The 25,462-nt window shown below is 66.3% G+C and carries 18 protein-coding genes and 3 pseudogenes; 8 read left to right on the plus strand and 13 right to left on the minus strand.

What is annotated here, in order from left to right:
- Window positions 1-129 precede the first annotated feature (129 nt).
- Window positions 130-951, minus strand: coding sequence for a DUF3014 domain-containing protein (locus tag ACZK2V_RS18155; RefSeq protein WP_201117156.1), 822 nt, complete (start codon window positions 949-951; stop codon window positions 130-132).
- A gap of 154 nt (window positions 952-1,105) precedes the next feature.
- Between ACZK2V_RS18155 and ACZK2V_RS18160 the strand changes: the two genes are divergently transcribed.
- Window positions 1,106-1,597, plus strand: a complete 492-nt coding sequence (locus tag ACZK2V_RS18160) for a hypothetical protein (RefSeq protein ID WP_049400792.1) — start codon at window positions 1,106-1,108, stop codon at window positions 1,595-1,597.
- Window positions 1,598-1,692: 95 nt separating this feature from the next.
- Window positions 1,693-2,403 carry a glutathione S-transferase gene (locus ACZK2V_RS18165; protein ID WP_486322642.1) on the plus strand — a complete coding sequence of 237 codons (711 nt, stop codon included), beginning with the start codon at window positions 1,693-1,695 and terminating at the stop codon, window positions 2,401-2,403.
- 75 nt (window positions 2,404-2,478) lie between these two features.
- On the opposite strand, the gene ACZK2V_RS18170 is transcribed toward ACZK2V_RS18165, so the two are convergent.
- From ACZK2V_RS18170 to ACZK2V_RS18190, 5 genes are all read right to left on the minus strand, one after another.
- Window positions 2,479-4,083, minus strand: a complete 1,605-nt coding sequence (locus ACZK2V_RS18170; RefSeq protein ID WP_201117158.1) for a SulP family inorganic anion transporter — start codon at window positions 4,081-4,083, stop codon at window positions 2,479-2,481.
- A gap of 675 nt (window positions 4,084-4,758) precedes the next feature.
- Window positions 4,759-6,477 (minus strand): thiamine pyrophosphate-dependent enzyme, encoded by a 1,719-nt coding sequence (locus ACZK2V_RS18175; protein WP_201117160.1) that lies wholly within the window; start codon window positions 6,475-6,477, stop codon window positions 4,759-4,761.
- A 75-nt stretch (window positions 6,478-6,552) separates the two neighbouring features.
- Window positions 6,553-7,755 carry an ISL3 family transposase gene (locus tag ACZK2V_RS18180; protein ID WP_429000642.1) on the minus strand — a complete coding sequence of 401 codons (1,203 nt, stop codon included), beginning with the start codon at window positions 7,753-7,755 and terminating at the stop codon, window positions 6,553-6,555.
- A 171-nt stretch (window positions 7,756-7,926) separates the two neighbouring features.
- On the minus strand, window positions 7,927-8,784 hold the full coding sequence (locus ACZK2V_RS18185) for an SH3 domain-containing protein (protein WP_201117164.1): 858 nt from the start codon (window positions 8,782-8,784) through the stop codon (window positions 7,927-7,929).
- 36 nt (window positions 8,785-8,820) lie between these two features.
- On the minus strand, window positions 8,821-9,303 hold the full coding sequence (locus ACZK2V_RS18190; protein ID WP_201117166.1) for a DUF3574 domain-containing protein: 483 nt from the start codon (window positions 9,301-9,303) through the stop codon (window positions 8,821-8,823).
- Between the two features lie 214 nt (window positions 9,304-9,517).
- On the opposite strand from ACZK2V_RS18190, the gene ACZK2V_RS18195 reads away from it, so the two are divergent.
- From ACZK2V_RS18195 to otsA, 4 genes and pseudogenes are all read left to right on the plus strand, one after another.
- Entirely contained in the window at window positions 9,518-11,953 is a 2,436-nt protein-coding gene (locus ACZK2V_RS18195; protein ID WP_486322643.1) for a TonB-dependent receptor plug domain-containing protein, read from the plus strand.
- Between the two features lie 146 nt (window positions 11,954-12,099).
- Complete coding sequence (gene otsB, locus ACZK2V_RS18200) at window positions 12,100-12,858, plus strand: trehalose-phosphatase (protein WP_201117171.1); 759 nt, start codon at window positions 12,100-12,102, stop codon at window positions 12,856-12,858.
- A 39-nt stretch (window positions 12,859-12,897) separates the two neighbouring features.
- Window positions 12,898-14,677 (plus strand): annotated as a pseudogene (locus ACZK2V_RS18205) (glycoside hydrolase family 15 protein).
- Complete coding sequence (gene otsA / locus ACZK2V_RS18210) at window positions 14,674-16,038, plus strand: alpha,alpha-trehalose-phosphate synthase (UDP-forming) (RefSeq protein ID WP_014038253.1); 1,365 nt, start codon at window positions 14,674-14,676, stop codon at window positions 16,036-16,038. Before ACZK2V_RS18205 ends, otsA begins: the two are co-directional and overlap by 4 nt.
- Window positions 16,039-16,110: 72 nt before the next feature.
- Here the strand turns inward: otsA and ACZK2V_RS18215 are convergent.
- The 4 genes and pseudogenes from ACZK2V_RS18215 to rluD all read right to left on the minus strand — a co-directional run bounded on the left by ACZK2V_RS18215 (window position 16,111) and on the right by rluD (window position 18,808).
- Window positions 16,111-16,549, minus strand: a pseudogene (locus tag ACZK2V_RS18215) (thiol-disulfide oxidoreductase DCC family protein).
- Window positions 16,524-17,030 carry a DUF4166 domain-containing protein gene (locus ACZK2V_RS18220; protein WP_486322644.1) on the minus strand — a complete coding sequence of 169 codons (507 nt, stop codon included), beginning with the start codon at window positions 17,028-17,030 and terminating at the stop codon, window positions 16,524-16,526. Before ACZK2V_RS18220 ends, ACZK2V_RS18215 begins: the two are co-directional and overlap by 26 nt.
- A 20-nt stretch (window positions 17,031-17,050) precedes the next feature.
- Window positions 17,051-17,821, minus strand: a complete 771-nt coding sequence (gene pgeF / locus ACZK2V_RS18225; protein WP_032128817.1) for a peptidoglycan editing factor PgeF — start codon at window positions 17,819-17,821, stop codon at window positions 17,051-17,053.
- A pseudogene (gene rluD, locus ACZK2V_RS18230) lies at window positions 17,821-18,808 on the minus strand (23S rRNA pseudouridine(1911/1915/1917) synthase RluD). The gene pgeF and the pseudogene rluD overlap by 1 nt, the downstream one beginning before the upstream one ends.
- A gap of 113 nt (window positions 18,809-18,921) precedes the next feature.
- Between rluD and ACZK2V_RS18235 the strand changes: the two are divergent.
- Window positions 18,922-19,809 carry an outer membrane protein assembly factor BamD gene (locus ACZK2V_RS18235; RefSeq protein ID WP_029379759.1) on the plus strand — a complete coding sequence of 296 codons (888 nt, stop codon included), beginning with the start codon at window positions 18,922-18,924 and terminating at the stop codon, window positions 19,807-19,809.
- A 190-nt stretch (window positions 19,810-19,999) separates the two neighbouring features.
- Entirely contained in the window at window positions 20,000-21,202 is a 1,203-nt protein-coding gene (locus tag ACZK2V_RS18240) for a lipase family protein (protein ID WP_486322645.1), read from the plus strand.
- Window positions 21,203-21,275: 73 nt separating this feature from the next.
- Here the strand turns inward: ACZK2V_RS18240 and ACZK2V_RS18245 are convergent, their stop codons facing one another.
- The 3 genes from ACZK2V_RS18245 to sucC form a co-directional block, all read right to left on the minus strand.
- Window positions 21,276-22,910, minus strand: a complete 1,635-nt coding sequence (locus ACZK2V_RS18245) for an NAD+ synthase (RefSeq protein WP_486322646.1) — start codon at window positions 22,908-22,910, stop codon at window positions 21,276-21,278.
- A gap of 220 nt (window positions 22,911-23,130) precedes the next feature.
- Entirely contained in the window at window positions 23,131-24,006 is an 876-nt protein-coding gene (gene sucD / locus ACZK2V_RS18250; RefSeq protein WP_005410793.1) for a succinate--CoA ligase subunit alpha, read from the minus strand.
- Between the two features lie 20 nt (window positions 24,007-24,026).
- Window positions 24,027-25,196 (minus strand): ADP-forming succinate--CoA ligase subunit beta, encoded by a 1,170-nt coding sequence (gene sucC, locus ACZK2V_RS18255; protein ID WP_004154430.1) that lies wholly within the window; start codon window positions 25,194-25,196, stop codon window positions 24,027-24,029.
- Window positions 25,197-25,462: the final 266 nt, after the last annotated feature.

Below are 25,462 nucleotides of genomic sequence, written 5' to 3' on the forward strand. Positions count from 1 at the left end.
ATGCGGTTGCCCCACCCCGTTTCAAGGGTGGCTGCGACTGCACCCCGAGGCCAGTCAGCCTGCGGCCAGCATGCCGGAACGGGTGTGGTCGGCGCGTTGATCCCGATCAGTTCCGCGCGGTGGAGGGACTCAGCGGGTGATCGCGCTGCGGATCGCCCGCAGCTGCTGCTTGACCGCCCTTGCCTGCGCCACATCCATGCGCAGCAGGGCCTTCTGCCCGATCGAGCGTGACTGCAGGGTGGGATCGACGAAGCGATAGCGGCCCCGTTCGTCGCGCTGCACCAGCGGCGCCTGGGCCAGTTCCGGGGTCTCCAGCAGGTGGTCGATCACCGTGACCAGACGGTCGTTGAAATAGCCCTCGGGCCGGCCAAGGTCCACGTAAGCCTGCTGGATCAGCGGATAGAAACGCTTGTACGCGGTGGCCGTCGCCGCCGGATCCAGCGCGGTGAACGCCTGCACGTAGGGCGCATAGCGCGCCGCGTTGCTGGCGGCGATGCGTTCGCCGCCCTCACCGGGCTCGACCTGCAGATTGCCCGGCAACGGCCGCGCGGCCAGTGCGGTCGGCGGCACGCTGGGCTTGTCCAGGTTGTCGACCTGGGTGACCAGGCGCTGGATCAGATGGTCGCGCAACAGCAGGGTCAGCGGCCCTTCGCCCTGGAACAGCTGGCTCAATGCCCCCCAGGCAGCGGCATCGCTGTCAGCCAGCTTCGGCAGCGCCGGATCTGCCGCGGCCCCGGTATCCAGCGGATGCTTGATCGGAGGCGACGCTGGCGCGGGTTCTGCGGCCGCCTGCGGTTGTGGCGGTGCGCTGGTACTGGCAGGGGTTGATTGCACCGGCACCGAAACTCCGTCCGCCAGGCTCTTCAGCTGGTCGCGGAACAGCCAACCGCCCGCGCCACCGATCACCACCACGCCCAACACCCAGGGCCAAACTGCTTTTCCACTCTGCATGATGCAGCACCTCGTTCTCACACGCATGGAGAAGGTGTGACCCGGCTGATTTCCGTGGGTTCCCCACCCGTTCCGGTAAGGTTCGGGAAACGCGTTGACAGCGCAGTGCGACGGGCGGCCCAATGAGCAGTCCAGCCCCTTCGACGAACGACCCATGGAGCTTCGCCCGGAACCGGTGCCTTTCCGCATCAGCACGCTCGACCTGACACTGGTGTATCGAGAGCAGAACGCGAGCGCACAGGTGAACGTGGAGGCACAGACGCTGGAGGACTATGCAGCGCAGCCGGGCATGCGTTACCGCTCACTGCAGGTGGATTTCGAACTTGTCCATGAAGCGCGTTGCCGGGGCGGAAATTTTCACGAGATGCGCCACGGCGAGATCGTCGAGGAAACCGGACCAGCCGATGAAACCGCGCACTGGCGGCAAACCGGTCTCTGCCCTTTCCCCGGCTTCTACCGGGTCATCCACGATCCTGGCCTGGCGGCACTGCTCGCGCACTACGATCCCCGCAATGTCCACGACCTGCAGCTTTTCATCCTTGCCGCACATGACAGCTACGTTGAAGTGCTGGCCAAGGGATATCGCTACACGCTGGCTGGCAGCGTCAATGAACACGACATCATCACCGTCGCGCCATCGGCCTGAACACTCCGACATCCAACGCCAGGTAGGCATTGCACTCACGCCCGCTTTGCGCGAGCAGCGCGACGCTATGCATCCTGTCCCGTGGAGACACAGCCATGCAGTACGCGCTGTATTACTGGACCGGCATCCAGGGCTGTGGCGAGTTCGTGCGCCTGGCGCTGGAGGATGCCGGTGCCGACTACATCGACATGGCGCGGGCGCACGGCGATGCAGTGATGCAGCCGTTTCTCGATGGCAGCAGTGAAGGTGCGCAGCCCTTCGCGCCGCCGTTCCTGAAGGCCGGTCGCCAGCTTATCGCGCAGGTCGCGGCCATCCTGGATTTCCTTGGCCCGACGTTGGACCTGGTGCCACAGGCGGCCTCGCGGCGGATGCAGGCGCTGCAGTTGCAGCTGACCATCGCCGATCTGGTGGCCGAGGTGCATGACACCCACCATCCGATCGCCGTATCGAAGTACTACGAAGACCAGAAGAGCGAAGCCAAGGCACGCGCCGCCTCTCTGCGCAGCGAACGGCTTCCGAAGTTCCTTGGCTACTTCGAGCAGGTACTGGCCGCCAATGGCGGCCGCCATACGCTGCGCGAGCATTCCTACGTGGATCTGTCGCTGTTCCAGCTGCTGAGCGGGCTGGACTACATGTTCCCACGCCGCATGCAGGCACTGGAACCGACCCTGCCCCTGCTGCGTGCGCTGCAGGAGCGGGTGGCGAAGCGGCCGGCCATTGCCGCCTACCTGGCCTCGGAACGGCGCTTGCCGTTCAACACCAATGGCATCTTCCGCCACTACCCGGAGCTGGATGGGGAGCGGTAGTGCCAGCCGCTGGCCGGCAACTGCAAGATCCGAACGAAGGCAGGGTACCGGCCAGCGGCCGACACTACCGTGGGGTCAGCTGTTCTCACCCAGCGGTTTCACCGCCTGCCTCTGCAGTGACAGCAGGCCCAGCAGCAACGCCAACGCCACGTAGGCGCCGGCGAACTGCCAGCTGATGATGCGTGCCAGCCCTTCCAGGTCCCACGGCAGGTAGATCCCCCCGCGCGGGTCAACCGAATGGATCAGGCCGAACAAGGTCAGCACCGCGGCCACCAGCAGGAAGCCGCAGGCGCGGCGCAGACGGCCATCGACCATCGCCGCCACCGCCGAGATCCACAGCATCGAGGTGATGATGAAGCCATTGCCGAGGGTGAAGATCACCGCCAGCTCCGGCAGGCCGTGGCCGTCGAGCTTGGTCAGCAGCTGCGGCAACTGGTCCGGCGCGATCCAGCCCGGCGCCTTGATCGCCAGCAGGTAGGCCACCGACGGCAGGAAACCGAACACCATCGCGCCGGTATGGTGACGCGGCGTGGCCTGGAACGCCTGGGTGGTGATGTCGATGGCCACGTACACGATAATCGGTGCCAGCACCGCCAGCGGCAGCCACTGCACCAACCCGGAGATGATGCCGAGCATGCCGCCGATGCCAACGAACAGGCCGGTCAGCAGCGTGTAGCCGCTGCGCGCGCCCATGTGCTTGTACGCCGGCTGGCCGATGTACGGCGTGGTCTGCGCGACGCCGCCGCAGACACCGGCCACCAGCGTGGCCACCGCCTCCACCAGCAGGATGTCGCGGGTGCGGTAATCATCACCGGCCGCGCGTGCGCTTTCAGACACGTTGATGCCACCAACCACCATCAGCAGGCCGAACGGCAGCAGCAGCGGCAGGTAGGTCATCGCGGTGGGCAGGCCCTCGAGGAAGCCCAGCGTCGGCAGCGGCAGCACCACCTGCGGCGGCACCCACTCCGGTACGTGGAAGCCCGGTGCACCCAGCCCAGCCAGGCCAAGGCCGTAATACAACGCGGTGCCGAACACGAAGGCCAACAGCACGCCGGGGCCACGCACCGGCAGCTTGCCCTTGGCGATCAGCACGTACAGCAGCAGGCCCAGCGTAGTGAAACCAACCAGCGGCGAGCGCAGCGTTTCCAGCAGCGGCAGCAGGCCCATCAGCACCAGCGCGATGCCGGCGATGGAACCCAGCAGCGCAGCACGCGGCAGCGCGCGGGTAACCGCTTCGCCGAAGAACGACAGCACGAACTTGAGCACGCCCATGATGACCAGCGCGGCCATGCCCAGCTGCCAGGTGGCGATGCCCGCCGCGTGCGGATCCATGCCCTGCTGCTTGAAGGCGATGAAGGCCGGGCCGAGCACCAGCAGGGCCATGCCGATGCTGGTCGGTGCATCCAGGCCGAGCGGCATGGCGGTGACATCGTCGCGGTCGGTACGCGCAGCCAGCCGGCGGGCCATCAGGGTGTACAGCAGGTTGCCGACCAGCACGCCGAAGGCGGTGCCGGGGAACATGCGGCCGAACACCACATCGGCGGGGAACTGGAAGATCCCGACCAGGGCCATGGCGATGAAGCCGAGGATGGAGAGGTTGTCGACGACCAGGCCGAAGAAGCCGTTGAAGTCGCCGGAGACGAACCAGCGACGCGGTGCGGCGGAAGCGGGAGCGGACATGGAAGGGGTGGTGGGGGTGGGGACCGCCGATGGTAGGCCCAGCGGGGCCCGGGCGCCAATTCCGTCGTGGAATGATGGGTTCCAGCCAACGGCGGGGCCCCTCGTGGCTGAGTTGGTCGCGGACAGCGATTTCTGGGTTGGGCCGTTCGGGATGGGCTGCGCAGGACACGCCGTAAACCCGTCCCTGGGGGCTCGATGGCGCCATCCATGGCGCCAACGGTCCTGCGCAGCCCATCCCGAACGGCCCCTGACAGTTTCCTGCGCGTGCCAGCCACGGAAGAGAATCAAAAGATCAAAAGCAAAGGCAGGCTCTCGTTGTTGCGCCGAGCCCATGCTCGGCTGCTGTACGCGAAGCCTCTCAGCCGAGCATGGCTCGGCTCTACAAGAACAATTCGATCATTTCCACGCTATCCACGCATGGCGTGGATCTACTGTGTCGACCAAGGTCGACACCTACCAACAGCAGCGATGATCTGTCGAAGGCGGGGTGGGTCCGGTTGCGGGGGCGTGAGCGCCATGGATGGCGCGACCGAGCTTACATGGATGTACTTGCAGCGTCCCCCGCAACCGGACCCACCCCGCCATCCCTCAGAAACCTGCTCCTGCTGTTGGTGTTGCCGGCCAGCGGCCGGCACTACCGCGGGTGCAGGGCGCAGCCCTGCATCAACCAACCCCCTACTTCTTCAGGAAGTTGTCCACCAGCAGATGCTTCACGTCGTCGAAGCGCCCGTTCAACACCGCCTTGGCGGCATACAACGCGGTACCGGCCACCTGCTTGGCCTCGATCTGCGGCGGCATCACCAGTTCAGCGCGGCTGGTGTGCACATCCAGCAGCGCCGGGCCGCGTTGGGCCAGGAAGTCCTGCACCGCTTCCTCCAGATCCTCGCTGCGGGTCACGGTGCGGCCGTGGAAGCCGATCACTTCGGCCAGACGGCCGAAGTCCGGGTTCTTCAGGTCGGTGTAGTTGTCCAGCAGCCCCTCCACCTTCTGCTCCAGCTCGACGAAATTCAGCGAGCCGTTGTTGAACACCACTACCTTGATCGGCAGGTTTTCCTGCACTGCGGTCAGCAGGTCGCCCAACAGCATTGCCAGACCGCCATCGCCGGACAGCGAGATCACCTGCCGGCCGGGGAACGCCTTCTGCAGGCCCAGCGCCTGCGGCATCGCGTTGGCCATCGTGCCGTGCAGCAAGCTGGTCAGCGTGCGGCGGCGGCCATTCACCCGGATATGCCGCAGCACCCACACCATCGGCGAGCCGCCGTCGGCGGTGAACAGCGCATCGTCGCTGGCATGCTTCGACAGCAGCGCGGTCAGGTGCTGTGGATGGATCAATTCGCCTTCACCCGGCTGTTCTTCTTGTTCGCGCTTCTTCAGTGCCTTGTCACGGCGCTCGAGGCACTCGTCCAGGAAACTGCTGTCCTCGCGCGGCGGCAGCATCGGCAGCAGGGCATCCAGCGTCGGTGCGATATCGCCGACCACGCCGAGGTTCACCGGATGGCGGCGGCCGAGGTGGCTACCATCGCGGTCGACCTGGATGATCGTGGCCTTGTCCGGATAGAACTGGCCCCAGGCGAAGTCGGCACCGAGCAGCAGCAGCGTGTCGCACTCCATCAGCGTGTGGAAGCCGGATTCGATGCCGAAGATGCCGGTCATGCCCATGTTGTACGGGTTGTCCGGCTCGACGAAGTCCTTGGCGCGCGAGGTGTGCGCCACCGGCGCCTGCAACCTGCGCGCCAGTTCCAACAACTGCGCGTGCGCGCCCTGACAACCGGCACCAGCGTAGACACCAACGCGCTTGCCCTGCCCCAATAGCTCGGCGATACGCTGCAGTTCCGCGTCGGAGGGACGCAGCACCGGCTGGGTGTAGTGCACCGAGAACGGCACATCGTGCTTCACCTCGGCCTCGCTGATGTCGGCCGGCAGGATCACTACGGCGACGCCGCGACGGCTGATCGCGGCCTGGCAGGCCAGCGCCACCACGCGTCGCGCCTGTTCGGCACTGTGCACCTGCTCGCAGAACACCGTGCAGCTGCCATACACCGCCTTGAAGTCCACTTCCTGCGGGAACTCCATGCCCAGCTCGCTGGTGACGATCTGGCTGGCGACCAGCACCATGGGCGCGCGGTTGCGGTTGCTCTCGAAGATGCCATTGATGAAATGCAGGCCACCGGGCCCACAGGAACCGGCGCAGGCGGTCAGTTCGCCACTCACCAGCGAATCGGCACCGGCGGCGAATGCGGCCACTTCCTCATGTCGTACGTGCACCCAGGCGATGTCACTGCCATGCATCGCATCGGTCACATGATTGAGCGTATCGCCCACGATGCCGTAGCAACGGCGGACACCAGCCTGCTGCAGGGCGTCCACCACGATTTCTGCCACGCGCTTGCTCATCGGATACATCCTCGAACGGGGGAACGTCCGAGGCTAGACCTGATGAAGTGATGCTTCCGCAAAAAAAGGGGTTCTTCACCCAACTCCGGGGAAGGCGGCTCGGATTTTGAGGAAGAAATAGGCGTCGTCCCGGTATCCGTAGGCGACGCGCTTTATGACCTTTATCTTGTTGTTGATCCCCTCGACCAGATTCGTTCCGAGGGGCCACCGGCAATGAGCCAGAATGCCTGCCAGATAGGGCTGTAGGCGACGGACAAACGTTCGCAGGGGCTCCAGGCGGCTACGCAATGCGCGCTGTCGCCAGCTCTTCCACGCTTTTGCTGCCCAAGCCTGGCTGCGGTAGCGCCAGAGCTGCTTCAAGTCGTCTTTCAGCACATAGGCCGTCAGTAGTGCCTTGTTGGCAGCCAGCAGCTCCTTGAGCTTCACTCGTTGATCCGCCGGGACATTCTGCCGGTTGCGCAGCAAGAGCCAGCGAGAGGTCTTCACCACACGCCGAGCAGGTTTGTCCTGGCGCAGCCTGTTGGCTTCATCCACGCGGACCCTGTCGATGACCTCCCGGCCGTATTTGGCCACCACATGGAACAGGTCGTAGACCACTTCGGCATTTGGGCATTGGGCTTTCACTTCTAGGTCGAATGCCGAATTCATGTCCATGGCGACCGCTTGGATACGTTCGCAGCCCTCCCGGCCCAACAGCTCGAAAAAGGGGCGAACATCCGCTCGGCTACGACCACGCCCAACCCATAGCACTCGTTTGCGGGACGGCTCTACTATCACCGTGGCGTAGCGATGGCCCTTCTGGATCGCGAATTCGTCCATTGCAAGAATATGGATTCCGGAGAGGTCCACCGGTCCCAACGTCTGCTGCAAGTGCCTGAAATCAAGCGCCTTGACGGTTTTCCAGTCCAGTCCGTGCCATCTGGCTGTGGCATGGATCGACGTGGTAGCACACATCTGTGCAACGCTCTTTGCGAGTCGTTGCGTGACCCGGCAGTGCCGATCCAGCCAGTCCAGATGCTCCAGCTTCGGCCCGCAACGAGGGCAGGCCACGCGCTGCCGCTGCACCTCCAGCTCGACCGGCTCATCGAAAACAGGCAGATCACGGATACGCCGGATCACATGGTCGTGGATGGAGGTAACCCACTTGGAACAGCCGCTGCAGCGGTGCCTGCGGCGTCCATCGGGAAGCAGCGAAAGTACCAGCCACGAGACCCCATGACGAACCTCGCGTCTCCAACCATCCAGGCGATACCCCGCCCAGTCCCCCAACAACGGCATACAATCCAGCTTGGCCACGGCCGGCCCCAGTTTGTAGTCTCGACAACCACAATCTAGCGGGTCGGCCGTGAGCCTCTCCCCTCAGATGGGAGAAGAACCAAAAAAAGGGGACGGAGGGAATTAAGTCGTTAACGGCACAAACGACTTAATTCCCTCCGTCCCCTTTTTTCTTCAATCGTTGACGTTGATCCAACCTTCCACCGCGCCCAGCTTCGGATTGCGGTAGCGCAGCTTCATCCAGCCATCCTGCTCATCCAGCATCTCCACGCGGTCGCCCTGCACCAGGTAGCGCTTGGTACTGGATGCGCCGGGTCGATCGAACAGGAACAACCGCGCTGGCACCACGGTGGCCTGCTGACCACGCAACGGCCCGGCCGGCGGTGCGCCCAGGCCATCGGCGATGGCACTTTCCAGCACACGGCCGGCCGGATCATACGTGCGCCAGACCGCCAACGGGCCCTGCTCATCGGTCTGTTCCCACTGCAGCGCGGCGTTCAAGGTATCGCCCAGCATCAGCACGCTCTCAGAGCGGTACAGATGGAGCTTCGCGCCTGCAAACCGGTACTGGTCGGTGTACCACATCGGGCCACTGCGGCAGCTGCTGGTCAGGGTTCGAGTGGCAGCATCCACGCTCAACCCCATCAGGTCACCGCAACTGTCCTTGCCGTGGGTGTCGGCCTGCAGCGCGCGGAAACCCACAGTGGCCGGATCGAACCGGTACACCGCCACTGCTTCGTTGACCATGCCCACCGAGGCGCGTGCGACCAGTTCCGGGTAGCCATCGAAATCGACATCTTCGAGTGACCATCGCGAGGTGCCATCGGCATCCGCCGCGCCCTCAAGCGTCTGGCGCTTGCCCGACGGTGACAGCTGCACGGCGATGCTGCCGTCCTGCTGCGGATCGGCATGCGCCTGCACATGCGCGGCCACCTGGAAGCGTAGCGTTTCGCTATCGTCCCCACGCGCCTGCGCCGTCGGTGCCAGCACACCTGCCAATACCAGGCCCAGCAGGCATTCCCTGTAGTTCATCATTGCTCCCTGCGGCACCGCGGCGGCACCTTCAACTCAGAACGATACCTCGACCGGCTGCCGCGACCACAGCACCGATTGATGCTTGGTCTGCTGCTTCCACGCCAGGCGGATGGCTTCGATATCGGCACGGCGCTGCGGGGTGTCCTCGTGCAGCACCACCAGCACCTTGGTGCGCAGGCGGTTGGGCGAGGCATCGCCGCGGAACAGCCACTGGCCATAGGCATCGAACACGGTCAGGCCATCCGGGAAGCGCGGGGTCACTTCCTTGTCCAGGAAAGCGCGCCACTGCGTCTCGCTGATGGTGTCGGCCTGCGGACGGTTGCCGGCGCCCTGCTCCTCGCCCACGCCGAAGTACAGCTCACTGCGCACCCAGCCGTGGCCGGCGGACGGGCGTGCGGCATCACCCTTCAGTTCGGCGGTGGTGGCCGTGGCATAGGCGCTGGGCGCCTGAGAGGACAGGCTGGCGCAGCCACTGGTGGCCAGCAGCACGGCGAAGACGAGGCCAAGGTGTTTCATCGGTACAGCTCCGGGGAAGGGGGACAAGGCGAGCCGGCAGCGTACAGCGCCACCGGTCCGGCGTGCTGATGCCAACGGGGCATCAACTCATGCCGGACCGGCAGGGACTTGCATCGGCACCGGCCATCACGCGAAGATAATATATCGCTTCATCCGGATGGATGTAAGTGAAACTATCTCCCCCTTCCCCGTCGTCGTTGTTGCTGGAGCCCCCATGTCCATCCGCCTGCCCGCGTCGCCGCTCGGCCTCGCCATCGCCCTCGCGCTTTCCTGCACCGCCGTCCCGGCTCTGGCCCAGGACGCTACCAACCTCGACACCGTGATCGTCACCGGCACCCGTGCCGCCGACCGCACCGTGCTCGAATCCACCTCGCCGGTGGACGTGCTCACCGCCGAGGACATCCGCAAGGCGGGCGTGGTCAACGGTGAGCTGGGCAGTGCGCTGCAGGCCCTGCTGCCGTCGTTCAACTTCCCGCGCCAGTCCAACTCCGGCGGCGCCGACCACGTGCGCGCCGCACAGCTGCGTGGCCTGTCGCCGGACCAGGTGCTGGTGCTGGTCAATGGCAAGCGCCGCCACCACACCGCGCTGGTGAACACCGACAGCAAGATCGGCAAGGGCACCACGCCGGTCGACTTCAATTCGATCCCGGTCAGCGCGATCAAGCGCATCGAAGTGCTGCGCGACGGCGCCGGTGCGCTGTACGGCTCGGACGCCGTGGCCGGCGTGATCAACGTGATCCTCGACAACGGCGGCGACGGTGGCGAGATCGAGGCCAGCTACGGCGCCAACCACACCGACCTCAACCCGATCGGCCGCACCCTCACCGACGGCCAGACCGGCAACATCAGCGCCAAGGTCGGCACCTCGCTGGGTGAGGACGGCGGCTTCCTGCGTGTCGGCCTGGAGTACAAGCACCGCAACGGCACCAACCGCGCCGGCTTCGACCAGATTCCGCCGTGGGACCAGACGCCGGACAACCTGGCGCTGCAGGGCAAGCGCAACTACGTGCTGGGCGATGGCAAGAGCAAGGACATCAACCTGTGGCTGAACACCGAGATTCCGGTGGGCCAGACGTCTACGTTCTATGCGTTCGGCACCTTCAACCAGCGTGATACCGAAGGTGCGAACTACTTCCGCTACCCCGATGGCGACGCCAACTGGAAGCAGGTCTATCCGAACGGTTACCGGCCAATCTCCGAAGGCGAGAACCGCGACGTGCAGGCCGTGGCCGGCGTGCGCGGCCAGTGGGGTGAATGGAGCTACGACGGCAGCCTGGATTACGGCCAGAACGACTTCACCTACCGCCTGCGTGATTCGCTCAACGCGTCGCTGGGCCCGACCAGCCCGACCCGCTTCAAGACCGCCGACTACGAATACGCACAGACCGTGGGAAACCTCGATCTGAGTCGTGTGTTCACCCAGAGCGACAGCATCAGCCACACCCTGAGCCTGGGCGTGGAAGCACGCCACGAGCGCTACCAGACCCGTCCCGGCGACCCGGCCAGCTACGCCGCCGGCCCCTACACCGATCGCCCGACCGGCTCGCAGGCCGGTGGCGGCCTGACCCCGCAGGATGCGGCGCGGCTGTCGCGCGACGTGGCCAGCGCCTACGCCAGCCTGTCCAGCCAGTTCGGCGAGAAGTTCTCCACCGATCTGGCCGCACGCTACGAGCACAACGACGATTTCGGCGGTGAACTGACCGGCAAGCTTGGCCTGCGCTATGAATTCACCCCGGCGTTCGCGCTGCGCGGCGCGATCTCCAACAACTTCCGCGCACCGTCGCTGGCGCAGATCGGCTACGAATCCACCTCGACCGGCTACAACGCTGGCGGCCAGCTGGTACAGGGCCGCCTGTTGTCGGTCAACAATCCGATCGCCCGTGGCCTGGGTGCGCAGAACCTGAAGCCGGAAAAGTCGATCAATACCTCGCTGGGCTTCACCAGCCGCATCGGCGAGCACTTCGACCTGTCGCTGGACTTCTTCCAGATCGACATCGACGACCGCATCGCGCTGTCGGAGAGCATCACCGGTGATGCGCTGACCGACTACGTCGCCGCCAACTACGGCGTCAGCGGCCTGCAGAGCGCCAGCTTCTTCGTCAACGCCGCCGATACCCGCACCCGCGGCGCCGAGCTTGTCACCAACTGGCGCCAGTCGCTGGGCGATGGCCAGCTGCTGCTGACCGGCACCTATGCGTACACCAAGACCACGCTGAAGAACGTGCTGGCCACGCCGGCGCAGCTGCGTGCACTGAACCCGGACTACGTGCTGTTCGGCATCGAAGAAACCAACACGCTCACCGATGCTACGCCGCGCACGCGTGGCAGTTTCTCGGCCGCATGGAGCAACGACCACTGGTCGCTGAGCACCCGCGTGAACCGCTACGGCAGCGCCACACGCGTGTTCAACTTCGGTGATGGCTACATCCCGCGCCAGACCTACCGGGCCGAATGGCAGCTGGATGCGGAAGTGGAGTACCGCATCACCCCGCAATGGAGCGTGGCCATCGGCGGCCAGAACCTGACCGACAACTACCCGGATCGATCCAACAGCGATATCCACTACTTCGGCAACCTGCCGTACGACGTGCTGTCGCCGATCGGCAGCAACGGCGCGTATTACTACGGCCGCGTCCGCTATACGTTCTGATTCGCCAGTCCGGTAGTGCCGGCCGCTGGCCGGCAACCTCATGGTCCGCGGATGCACCCTGTGGTTGCCGGCCAGCGGCCGGCACTACCCAATCCGTAGCCTGCCCTCGACCCCGCGTACACGCCCACGCTGGCAAGCTGGGCATCATGGCTGAACCGCTCCCCCTGCGTCCGCCACCGCCATTGCTGGATGACGCCTGCGCGTTGTTCCTCGATGTCGACGGCACCCTGATCGAATTCGCTGCACGCCCGGATGCCGTGCAGTTGCTGCCGGATGTGCGTGAAGCCATCGGCCGCATCAGCGACCGCCTGGAAGGTGCTGTGGCACTGGTCAGTGGTCGCCCGCTTGAGCAGCTGGATCAACTGTTCGCTCCCCTGAAATTGCCCGCCGCCGGCCTGCATGGTCACGAACTGCGCGGCGAAGACGGTCGCGTCCTGCGCGACGAACACGACGACGACACCGCCGAGTGGCTGCACGCGCTGCACCAGCAGGCGATGCGCTTCGCCCATGGCCATCCCGGCGTGCTGGTGGAAGACAAGGGCGTCGGCCTGGCGCTGCATTGGCGCGGTGCGCCGCACGCGGCAAGTGATGTGCGCGCCTTCGCCGACCGCCATGTGCGTGGCCGTTCCAGCTATCGCCTGCAGCCCGGTGACCATGTGGTCGAATTCGTTCCGGTCGGCACCGACAAGGGCCGTGCCGTGCGCCGGATGATGCAGTACCTGCCGTTCCGCGGCCGCCTGCCGGTGTTCCTCGGCGATGACCTGACCGATGAGTTCGGCTTCGACGCCGCCAATGGCCAGCATGGCTGGAGCGTACTGGTAGGCGAACGGGAACCCAGCAAAGCCGTGTTCGCGCTGCCCGACATACGCAGCGTGCACGCCTGGCTGCGTGAGAATGCCTATTGACCCGGCCACCCCACGGCCGCAACCGAGATGTACCGCGTGATGACCCAACCCGATCTTGATCTGGGCGTGGTCGGCAACGGCAGCTTCGGCGCCCTGGTCGACAAACGTGCCCGCGTTGTCTGGAGCTGCCTGCCCACCTTCGACGGCGACCCCACCTTCTGTGCCCTGCTCGGCCCCAACCAGCAGACGGGTGGCGACTTCGCCATCGAGCTGGAGGACTTCGCGAGCAGCGAGCAGGAATACCTGACCAACACCGCGATCCTGCGTACCGTGCTGCGCGACGCGCACGGTGGTGAACTGGAAATCCTTGATTTCGCCCCGCGCTGGCGCCAGAACGACCGTTTCTACCGACCGGTCAGCCTGATCCGTCAGGTACGACCACTGGCCGGCAGCCCACGCATCACCGTGCACGCACGGCCACTGGCCGACTGGGGCGCACGCGTGCCCGAGTCCACCTGGGGCAGCAACCACGTGCGCTGGATCCTGCCCGAACACGTGCTGCGGCTGACCACCGACGTGCCGGTGCGCTTCATCCGCGATGGCCTGCCGTTCGTGCTCAACCATCCCATCCACCTGATCCTGGGCGTGGATGAATCGCTCAACCGCTCGATCAGTGGCTATGTGCAGGAAGCCTTCCAGCGCACCCGCGACTACTGGCGCGAATGGGTGCGCTACCTGTCCATTCCACTGGAATGGCAGGACGCGGTGATCCGCAGTGCGATCACCCTGAAGCTGTGCCAGTACGAGGACAGCGGCGCGATCATCGCGGCAATGACCACCTCCATTCCGGAAGCGCCCGGCAGCGTGCGCAACTGGGACTACCGTTACTGCTGGCTGCGCGATGCCGCGTTCGTGGTGCGCGCTGAACCGCCTCGGCGCAACGCGCACGATGGAACAGTTCCTCGGCTATATCTTCAACCTGGCCACCACCGACGGCACGTTGCAGCCGCTGTATGGCATCGGCTTCGAGGCCAAGCTGGACGAGGACGAAGTACCCAGCCTGTCCGGCTACCGTGGCATGGGCCCGGTGCGGCGCGGCAACCTGGCCTGGGTGCAGCGCCAGCACGATGTCTACGGCAGCGTGGTGCTGGCGTCCACCCAGTTGTTCTTCGACCGCCGCCTGCAGGACCCGGGCGATGCGCACACCTTCGCCCGCCTGGAACCCTTGGGTGAACAGGCGTTCGCCCTGCACGACGTACCCGATGCCGGCCTGTGGGAGTTCCGCGGCCGCACCGAAGTACATACCTACACCAGCGCGATGTGCTGGGCGGCGTGCGACCGCCTGTGCAAGATCGCCGTGCGCCTGAAGCGCGATGACCGCGCCCATTACTGGCGCGAGCGCGCCGACACCATCCATGCGCGCATCATGGCCGAGTCCTGGAGCGAGGCGCTGGGCCACTTCACCGACACCTTCGGTGGTCATCGGCTGGACGCCTCGTTGCTGCTGCTGGCCGACATCGGCTTCATCGACGCGATGGATGCGCGCTTCATTGCCACCGTCGACGCCATCGGGCGCGACCTCAAGCATGGCAACTCGCTGTACCGCTATGTCGCGCCGGATGACTTCGGCGAACCGGAAACCAGCTTCACCATCTGCACCTTCTGGTACATCGATGCGCTGGCGGCGATCGGGCGCATGGACGAAGCACGCGGGATGTTCGAACTGCTGTTGAAGCAGCGCAACCATCTTGGCCTGCTGTCGGAGGATCTGGCCTTCGACAGCGGCGAGGCCTGGGGCAATTTCCCGCAGACCTATTCGCACGTCGGCCTGATCACCGCCGCAATGCGCCTGTCGCGGTCCTGGCAGGAGGCATCGTGAGTCGTCTGGTGGTGGTTTCAAACCGCGTGGCGGTGCCGGGCGAGAACCGCGCCGGCGGCCTGGCGGTGGGCCTGCTGGCCGCGCTGAAGGAACGTGGCGGCATGTGGTTCGGCTGGAGCGGCAAGAGTGTGCGCGACGGCAGCGGCACGCTGCACACGCAGAAGGATGGCGATATCGAATTCGTCACCCTCGACCTGAGCAAGCGCGAGGTTGATGGCTACTACAACGGTTTCGCCAATCGCACCCTCTGGCCGTTGCTGCACTTCCGCCTGGATCTGGTCGACTACGACCGGGGTACCCGCGAGACCTACCATAAGGTCAACGCGCTGTTCGCCGACAAGCTCGCGCCACTGCTGCGCGAGGACGACATCGTCTGGATCCACGACTACCACCTGATCCCGCTTGGTGCGCTGCTGCGCGAGCGTGGCATCGGCTGCCGCATCGGCTTCTTCCTGCACATCCCGATGCCGTCGGCCGACCTGCTGCAGGCGATGCCGGACCACCTGCGCCTGTTCTCCGCCCTGTATGCCTACGATCTGGTCGGTTTCCAGACCCAGCGCGATGCTGATCGCTTCCAGACCTACCTGCGCCTGTTCGGCGGCGGCCGCGTGCTCGACAACGGCGAACTGGAAGCACCGGGCGGGCGCCGTTTCCGCGCAGCCGCGTTCCCGATCGGCATCGACACCGAGCTGATCGCACGCCAGGCCGGCACCGCCGCCACCAAGGCTGCGGTAAAGAACCTGCGCGCCAGCCTGCGTGATCGCCAGCTGGCGATCGGTGTCGATCGCCTGGATTATTCCAAGGGCCTGCCCGAACGCTTCCTCGGCTTCGAACGGTATCTTGAGCGCCATCCCGACCAGCGCGGCTCGCTGACCTACCTGCAGATCGCGCCGGTCTCGCGCGGCGATGTCACCGAGTACCGGCAGCTGCGCAGCCAGCTGGAACAGATCGCCGGGCACATCAACGGTGGCCACGCCGAACCGGACTGGACGCCGCTGCGCTACGTCAACCAGAACTTCACCCATGCCACGCTGACCGGCTTCTACCGGGCGGCGGCAGTGGGCCTGGTCACGCCGCTGCGCGATGGCATGAACCTGGTAGCCAAGGAGTACGTGGCCTCGCAGGACCCGGAAGACCCCGGCGTGCTGGTGCTGTCGCTGCTGGCCGGCGCCGCCGACGAACTCAAGCAGGCGCTGCTGGTGAACCCGCATGATCTGGACGGCGTGGCCGACGCCATCGCCACCGCGGCAACGATGTCGCTGCGCAGGCGCAAGGAACGCTGGCACGCGATGATGGAGCACCTGCGCACCTACGACATCAACCACTGGCGCCGCAGCTATCTGGACGCGCTGGAAGGTTGAGGGAAAAAGGGGACGGAGGGGATTAAGTCGTTTGTGCACAAACGACTTAATCCCCTCCGTCCCCTTTTTTCTTCAATCCAGGAATCGCGCGGCCTGCTCCGGTGCGGGCAGGTAACAGGCGTCATGCCGCCCGAACCAGCGGTAGCGGTTGCGGGCCAGCGCGCGGTACGCGGCATCACGCCAGCTGCGCGGCAGCACGCGCAATGCACCGGTCAGACGCCAGACGCCGCCCAGCCCCGCCAGCACGCGAAGGATCGCATCGGTATCGGTCCAGGCGCCCTGTTCGTCCAGCAGCAGGAACGACATCGGATCCTGCGGGTCCAGCCCGTGCGCGCCGCAACATCACGCTGCCCTGCGCGCCCTGCATCGCCGCAAAGCGGTAGCGCCCCTTGCGATCGAAACGCAGCAGGAAGCGCACCCAGCGGTTGCACAGCGCGCATACGCCATCGAACACGATCACCGCGCTGCCGGCCTCGGCGGCGGAATCACTGCGGTTCGAGCCAGCCTTCATAGCGGATCAGGGCTCCGGCCCAGGGCAGCGTCACATCGACCAGGAAAGTGTAACGCTCACCCTGCCAGGCTTCGCGGCAACGCACACCACCAAACCAGCGCCTCGGCAGCGGCAGCAGCCCGAACGCCCAGACCCGCCGCACCGACCAGTCGATGCCACCCTCGCGGGCCTGCAGATCAAATTCGAAGCGCACCGCGCCCAACTGCTCGCGCAGGTACCCCTCGTGCGCCCACAGCCGCGACACCATCGGCCAGCGGCCAAACCGCCTCGCCCACTGCTCGCCCTGCCCGTGTGCACTGAACGCCACTTCGGTGGGCAGCGCGTCGCCATCCTTCGGCAACCGCGCCAACGCGGCCAGCAGCGGCACCAGCCAGTGCCGCCCTCTCACGATGCGCGCCTGCCCCACGTAGCGGCACGGCAACGGCGCGGCATGCAGCGCCTGCACCGGCGTGGCCAGGGTGGCGAAGGCCGGCCCCAGCACGCGCGCGAACAGCGGCGTGGTCAGGGCGCGATCCAGGCCAGGGTCGCCATGCGCCCGGTGCGACGGTCGCGCCGGTGCGAATACAGGTCGGGATCGGCCATCGTCGACACCGTGCCGCCATACACCTGCGCCGGGTCCATGCCCGCCGCCTGCAGGCGCTGACGTGCCAGGGCGAACAGGTCCACCTTCCAGTGCCCTTGGCGTGTCGCCACAAACGCCGCCTCGGCCGCCGGATCATGGCCGACGAAGGCGTGGAAGACCTCTTCGCCGATCTCGTAGTCGGCCGGCCCGGCCGCCGGGCCCAGCCACGCGCGAAGCTGCGCGGGCGGGGTCTGCATGGCGGCCACGGTGGCCTCCAGCATGCCGTCGGCCAGCCCGCGCCATCCAGCGTGAGCGGCGCCCACCTCGCTACCGTCGGCAGCGGCGAACACCACCGGCAGGCAGTCGGCGGTCAGGATCGCCAGCACCACGCCGGGCACCGAGGTCACCGCAGCGTCGGCCACCGGTTCGCTTGCGCCTGGCACCGGCGGCGTTGTGAAGCGCAGCACGGTACTGCTGTGTACTTGGCGCAGCCAGTGCGGTGCCGACGGCAGCGCCAGCCCCTGCTGCAGCAGCTGCCGGTTGTGCTCCACGTTGGCCGGGGTATCACCATCGGCCGCGTGCCGGTTGCCCAGGTTGAACTGCGCGAACGGCGCCGGCGAAATGCCCGCACCGTGCCGACGCGTGGTCAGCGCATGGACGCCCGGAGGCGCCGGCCAGTCCGCCTGCAGCAAAGGCAACGCGGCGGCCATCACCAGCGGTCCCGCTCGCGTGCGGCGAAGGCTTCGCTGTCTTCGCGCAGCACCTTCATCAGGTGCAGCATGTCGTCCGGCACCGGCGCGGTGTTGCGCACCAGCTCACCGGTGATCGGGTGCGTGAACTCCAGGGTCTCGGCGTGCAGGGCCTGGCGCTTGAAGCCGCGCAGCGCGGCTACCAGCTCATCACTGGCGCCCTTGGGCAGCTTCAGCGCACCGCCGTACAGCGGGTCACCGATGATCGGATGGCGCACATGCGCCATGTGCACGCGGATCTGATGGGTACGGCCGGTTTCCAGGCGGCACTCCAGCGCAGTGTGCGCACGGAAGCGCTCGCGCAGGCGGTAATGGGTGACCGCTTCCTTGCCGTCCTCGCGCACGGCCATCTTCAGGCGGTCGCGTGGGTGGCGGTCGATCGGGGCATCGGCGGTACCGCCGGCCACCAGCGCACCCATCACGATGGCCAGGTACTGGCGGTGCACGTCGCGCGGCCAGCTGCTCGACCAGCGCGGTCTGCGCTTCCAGGGTCTTGGCCACCACCATCACCCCGCTGGTGTCCTTGTCCAGGCGGTGCACGATGCCGGCGCGCGGCAGCACCGCCACCGACGGGTCGCGGAACAGCAGGGCATTCACCAGGGTGCCGCTGTGGTTGCCCGCACCCGGATGCACCACCAGGCCGACCGGCTTGTTGATCACCAGCAGGTGCTCGTCCTCGAACAGCACGTCCAGCGGGATGTCCTCCGGCTGGGCGTCGGTCTGGGTCTCGAGCACCACGTTGAGGGTCACGAGCTCGCCGCCGCGCAGCGGATCGCGCGGGCGCACCTGGGCGCCGTCCAGCAGCACCTCACCGGCCTTGATCCACTCGGTCAGGCGCGAACGCGAGTATTCGGGGAACAGTTCGGCCACGACGGCGTCGAAACGGCGGCCGGCAGCGGTGTCGGGGACGATGGCCTGGCGGGCCGATTCAGAGGGTTGTTCAGACATGGCAGGGGGCATTCTTTGAAATTTTGGGGTCCCGGCGGCCGGTTTCAGTCGCTGGACAGGACACTAGGCTATCATCGACCCTTCGTATTCCAGCCGCGTCCCGCCTCGACCCCATGATCCGACGCTCCGCCATGCTCTCCGCGCCCGTCCGCCTCACCGCCCTGCTGCTGGTGCTGGTCATCGCCGCCACCGGCTGCCACCGTGGTGCCAAGAAGGGTGATCGCCCCGATGAAGGGACGCCGGTCGAACAGTTGTACGAGAAGAGCCACAAGCTGATGCAGGGTGGCAACTGGAGCGGCGCCGAAGCCAGCTTCCGCCGCCTGGTGGCCCAGTATCCGTACGGTCCGTACACCGAGCAGGCGATGATCGAGACCGCCTACGCCCAGTACAAGGCCGGCAAGCACGATGACGCGGTGTCCAGCATCGACCGCTTCATCCGTACCTACCCGACCCATCGCAACATCGCGTACCTGTACTACCTGCGCGGCCTGGCCAACTCCAACCGCAGTACGGTTTTCCTGCGCCGCGTATGGTCTCTGGATGCCAGCCGCCGCGACCTGTCCACGCCGCACCAGGCGTATTCGGACTTCAACATCGTGGTGGACCGCTACCCGAACAGCCGCTACGCCGCCGATGCGCGCCAGCGCATGCTGGAGCTGCGTGACGTGTTCGCCCAGCATGAGCTGGACAACGCCCTGTACTACATGCGCCGCGGCGCCTGGGTCTCGGCCGCCGGCCGCGCCAACTACCTGCTGGAAACCTACCCGCAGAGCGCGTTCCAGTACGACGCCGTGGCTGTGCTGGCCGATTCCTACACCCACCTGGGCAACAAGACCCTGGCCGACGATGCCCGCCGCGTCCTGCAGCTGAACCAGCCGGACCACCCGTGGCTGGAAGGCAAATGGCCGAAGTACCCGTGGATGATCCGCAAGCTGAACCCGTTCGCCGGCGAGAAATCCGCCAGCACCGGCCAGCGCAACGCGCGACTGGAAAAGAAGTAAGAGAGGGCCCCGAAAGGGGCCTTTTCTTTGTCGGTAGATCCACGCCATGCGTGGATGGTTCGTACGCCCATGGACCACGACACTAGGAATTCTACGAATTCCCGGCGGATGCGACGCCGGTCGCATCCCGCTCCGGCGACGCCCTCCACACTGCGGCGCAACGGCCATCCCGGCCGTGAAGGAGCGCCCCATGACCCTACCGCCCCGCCGTTTCCGCCCCCTCGCCTGCCTCCTTGCCACCGCCGTGCTGGCGCTGTCCTCGGGCCCCCTGGCTGCCGCACCGGGTGCACCGGGCGATCTGCTGTCTGCTGCCCCCTATCGCGCGTCATGGGTGCCGTCCAAGGCTGCGCAGGCCTACAAGCTCCACTACCGCACCCCGGATCTTCGCGGCCAGCTGGCCGAAGGCACCGGCCTGCTGTACCTGCCCGCCGGCGCGGCTCCAGCGGGCGGCTGGCCGGTGGTGTCCTGGGCACACGGCACCCAGGGCATCGCAGATCGCTGCGCGCCCTCGGTGTCCGGCCCCTACCAACCCGAACGCGACAGGCGCTTCCTCGATCAGTTCCTGGCCCAGGGCTATGCGGTGGTCGCCGCGGACTACCAGGGGCTCGGCAGCCCCGGCGAGCATGCCTATCTGCACGTCCGCACGGCCGCGCGCAATGCCATCGACCTGGTCAAGGCCAGCCGCCAGTACCTGGGCAACGCAGCGCTGTCGCCGCGCTGGGTCTCGGTTGGTCATTCACAGGGTGGCGCTGCAGCCCTCACAGCCGGGCATCTGGCGCCCACCTATGGTGGCCCTTCCCTGCACTACCGCGGCAGCTTCACCACCGGCACGCCCACCGCCGTCGAGCTGACCGCGCTGGTGATGAAGCCGGACAACCGCAGCGCCAATCCTGGCGCGCTCAACGCGTATCACGCGTATCTGCTCGACGGTCTGTTGCAGGTTGCGCCACAGATCGACCGCGTCCTCAGCGACACCGGTCGCGCCCGCGTGGCAGTGGCACGCGAACAGTGCCTGGGCGAACTGGCCACCACGCTGGACGGTGCGGATACCGGCAGCATGTTCACTGCACCGCTGACCAGCGTGCCGGGCATCTGGGCGGTGCTGTACGACTATCTCGGCGTACCGCGCCGCGGCTTCAGCCAACCGCTGATGCTGGGCCACGGCAGCGAGGACCGCGACGTGCCCTATCTGACCACCCTGCTGTATGCCGCAGGCCTGGCCCTGCGAGGCGAGCCGGTCGCGTTCCGGCGTTACCCGGTCGACCACCGTGGCACGCTGGACGCGGCGGCGGCGGATGGCCTGGCGTTTGTGCGGGCACGGCTGGGAGACGGACGCTTCAACGACGCTGCGGAAACCGCCAGCCTCGAACAGTTGCTTGAGGACGCCCGGTAGATCCACGCCATGCGTGGATACGCGGTATACGGGGTTGCCGGCCAGCGGCCGGCACTACCCGCCAACCGCAGCTTCAGCCCTTGTAACCGTTGCTGATCGGGTAACGACGCTCGCGGCCAAATGCCCGGCGCGAGACCTTCGGCCCCGGCGCGGCCTGGTGCCGCTTCCACTCGCTGATGCGCACCAGGCGCAGCACCCGGTCGACCACGGCCGCGTCGTAACCGGCCGCCACGATCTCCGTGCGCGACTGCTCCTGGTCGATGTAGCGGTACAGGATGCCGTCCAGCACGTCATAGGCCGGCAGCGAATCCTGGTCCAGCTGGTTCTCGCGCAGCTCGGCCGACGGCGGGCGGCTGATCACGGCCGGTGGGATCACCGGCGCGCCGCCCACGGTGTTGCGCCACTTGGACAGCCCGAACACTTCGGTCTTGTACAGGTCCTTCAGCGGCGCATAGCCACCGCACATGTCGCCGTAGATGGTGGCGTAACCCACCGCGTATTCGCTTTTGTTGCCGGTGGTCAGCAACAGGCCACCGAACTTGTTGGCCAGCGCCATCAGGATCACGCCACGGCTGCGCGACTGCAGGTTCTCTTCGGTCACGTCCGGCGCAGTGCCTTCGAACATCGGCGCCAGCGCTTCCATCAGTCCCTTGAACGCCGGCTCGATCGATACCGCCTCCAGCTTCACGCCCAGTGCCTGGCACTGTTCGGCGGCCAGGTCGTTGGACAGGCCCGCGGTATAGCGCGACGGCAACCGCACGGCGGTGACGTTTTCCGCGCCCATCGCGTCCACGGCCATGGCCAGCACCAGCGCCGAATCGATGCCGCCGGACAGGCCCAGCCACACCTTCTTGAAGCCGTTCTTGCGGCAGTAGTCCTGGATGCCACGGGTCACTGCGCGCCAGGCCAGCGCGTCCATGCTCTCGTCGCCATCGTCCATCCACACGTGCGGCATGAAGCGGCGGCTTTCACCGTCGTACTCCACCACCAGCCACTGGTCGACGAAGGCGGCGGCGGCCGGGTGCACGGTACCGTCGCCATCGGCCACTACCGAGGCGCCGTCGAACACCAGCGCGTCCTGGCCACCGACCACGTTGAGGTAGGCGATCGCCGCCCCGCTCTCACGGGTGCGTGCGGCCAGCACTGCATCGCGCTGGGCATGCTTGCCACGCTCGTAGGGCGAGGCATTCGGCACCACCACCAGCTGCGCACCGGCGCGCACGGTGTCGGCCAGCGGCTCGGCGAACCACAGGTCCTCGCAGATCAGCAGGCCGACCGGAATGCCGTTGACCTCGAACACGCAGCTGCCGCCATCCGGATCGACATCGAAGTAGCGGCGCTCGTCGAACACCGCGTAGTTGGGCAGCTCGCGCTTGCGGTAGGTCTGCTCGACCAGGCCGTCACGCAGCACGCTGGCGGCGTTGTAGACCACCGCACCGGCCGCCTGCGGCCAACCAACCACGGCGGTGATGCCACGGCAGGCAGCAGCGATGCGGGCCATCGCCTGCTCGCACTCGTACAGGAAGCCCGGGCGCAGCAGCAGGTCTTCCGGCGGATAACCACTCACCGCCAGCTCGGGGAACATCACCAGCTCGGCGCCGTACTCGTCGCGCGCCTGGTCGATCATCTCGATGATGCGCTCGGTGTTGCCGGCGACATCGCCGACCGGGAAGTCGAACTGCGCCATCGCGATGCGGATCGAAGCCATGGGAATCCAGCCTGTGGTTGCAATGTGCCCATTGTAGCGCTGCGCCATGCGCTGGGCGCGCTCACTGCGTGGACAGCCCCGGCTCAGTAGATCCACGCCATGCGTGGATGGGGTTACCGGGATGGTCAGGGCACCAGACGCAGAAAGGCCGCCCGGAGGCGGCCTTTCTGTTTGAAACAAGAGCGTCAGTCGAGCATGGCTCGACTCTACACAAGCGGTCTTATTTCACCAGCTTGGCGATGGCAGCGCCCAGGTCGCCCGGCGAACGGACGGTGACGACGCCAGCAGCTTCCATCGCGGCGAACTTGCCTTCCGCGGTGCCCTTGCCGCCCGAGGCGATCGCACCGGCGTGGCCCATACGCTTGCCGGCCGGAGCCGACGCACCGGCGATGAAGCCGACGACCGGCTTCTTCACGTGGTTCTTGATGTACTCGGCGCCGGCTTCTTCAGCGTCACCGCCGATTTCGCCGACCATGATGATGCCTTCGGTCTGCGGGTCTTCGTTGAACAGCTTCAGGCAGTCGACGAAGTTCAGGCCGTTGATCGGGTCACCACCGATGCCGATGCAGGTGGACTGGCCCAGGCCGACTTCAGTGGTCTGCTTGACCGCTTCATAGGTCAGGGTGCCCGAACGCGACACGATGCCGATCTTGCCCGGCTGGTGGATGTGGCCCGGCATGATGCCGATCTTGCACTCACCCGGGGTGATGACGCCCGGGCAGTTCGGCCCGATCAGCACGGTGTCCGGATGCGAACGGGTCAGCACGTTCTTGACGCGCAGCATGTCCAGCACCGGGATGCCTTCGGTGATGCAGACGATGACCTTGATGCCGGCAGCAGCGGCTTCCAGGATCGCGTCGGCCGCGTACGGCGGCGGCACGTAGATGACCGAAGCGTTGGCGCCGGTGCTCTGCACGGCGTCGGCAACGGTGTTGAAGACCGGCAGGTCGATGTGGGTGGTGCCCCCCTTGCCCGGGGTCACGCCGCCAACAACCTGGGTGCCGTACTCGATCATCTGAGTGGCGTGGAAGGTGCCCTGCTGGCCGGTGAAGCCCTGCACGATCACCTTGGTGTTCTTGTTAATCAAAACAGACATGGGAATTCCTTGGTGTCGAATCAGGCAGCGTTCTTGACAGCTTCAACGATCTTCTTGGCGCCATCGTTGATGTTGTCAGCCGGGATGATGGCCATGCCGCTGTCACGCAGCAGCTGCTTGCCTTCTTCCACGTTGGTGCCTTCCAGGCGCACCACGACCGGAACCTTGACGCCCACTTCCTTCACGGCGGCGATGATGCCTTCGGCAATCATGTCGCAGCGGACGATGCCGCCGAAGATGTTGACGAAGATGCCTTCGACCTTGTCCGAGGACAGGATCAGCTTGAAGGCTTCGATGACGCGCTGCTTGTTGGCACCGCCGCCCACGTCCAGGAAGTTCGCCGGCTCGCCGCCGTTGAGCTTGATGACGTCCATGGTGGCCATGGCCAGGCCTGCGCCGTTGACCATGCAGCCGATGTTGCCGTCCATGGTGACGTAGTTGATGTCCAGCTCCGAAGCGATCACTTCGGTCGGATCTTCCTGGGTCTTGTCGCGCATGGCGACCAGGGCCTTCTGGCGGAACGCGGCGTTGTCGTCGCTGTCGAACTTGCCGTCCAGCGCGTACAGGTTGCCGTCGTCCAGGATGGCCAGCGGGTTGATTTCAACCAGCGCCAGGTCCTTTTCGTTGAACAGGCGGTACAGGTTCACCATGATGCTGGCGAACTGGCCGGCCTGCTTGGCGGTCAGGCCCAGCTTGAAGCCGAAATCACGGCCGTGGTAACCCTGCACGCCTTCGACGAAGTCGACGTTCAGCGAGTGGATCAGCTCCGGGGTTTCAGCGGCGACCTGCTCGATCTCCACGCCGCCTTCCGAAGAGGCGATGTAGGTGATGGTCTTGGTGCCACGGTCGACCAGCACCGACAGGTACAGTTCCTTGACGATCTCGCCGGCGGTGGTCACCAGCACCAGGTTGACCGGCAGTTCAACGCCTGCGGTCTGGTAGGTGGCCATCTTGGTGCCGAGCATCTTGGCCGCAGCGGCCTTCACGTCGTCGGTGGTCTTGCAGAACTTGACGCCGCCAGCCTTGCCGCGGCCGCCAGCGTGGATCTGCGCCTTGACCATCCAGGGGCCCTGGCCCAGGGAGTTGGCAGCGGCAACCGCTTCGTCCGGGGTCGCAGCGACCTTGCCGGCCGGGACCGGGATGCCGTACTCGGCAAGCAGTTGTTTTGACTGGTATTCGTGGAAATTCATGCGTCACCGTGGGAATAGGAACGACCGCACGCAATTCCTCAGGGCCCCGGCGGGGCGCCGGCATGGACCGCGGCGGGCCCACTATTGTGGCCGAGCGAGCGCCGGGGCGCAAAGAAGTCTGTACAAATCGCCAGACCCGGCCAGATTTCCACCGCCATTCAGGCAGTTGCGCCCGGGCCGCCGTTGGCCACCGGTATCCACGGCGGGCCAAATGCGCGATCCGGGCGGCTCCGGCGGCGCCCTGCCGGGGGCCCTATACTGGTCAA

Source organism: Stenotrophomonas sp. 93052_Sma (assembly GCF_056481145.1).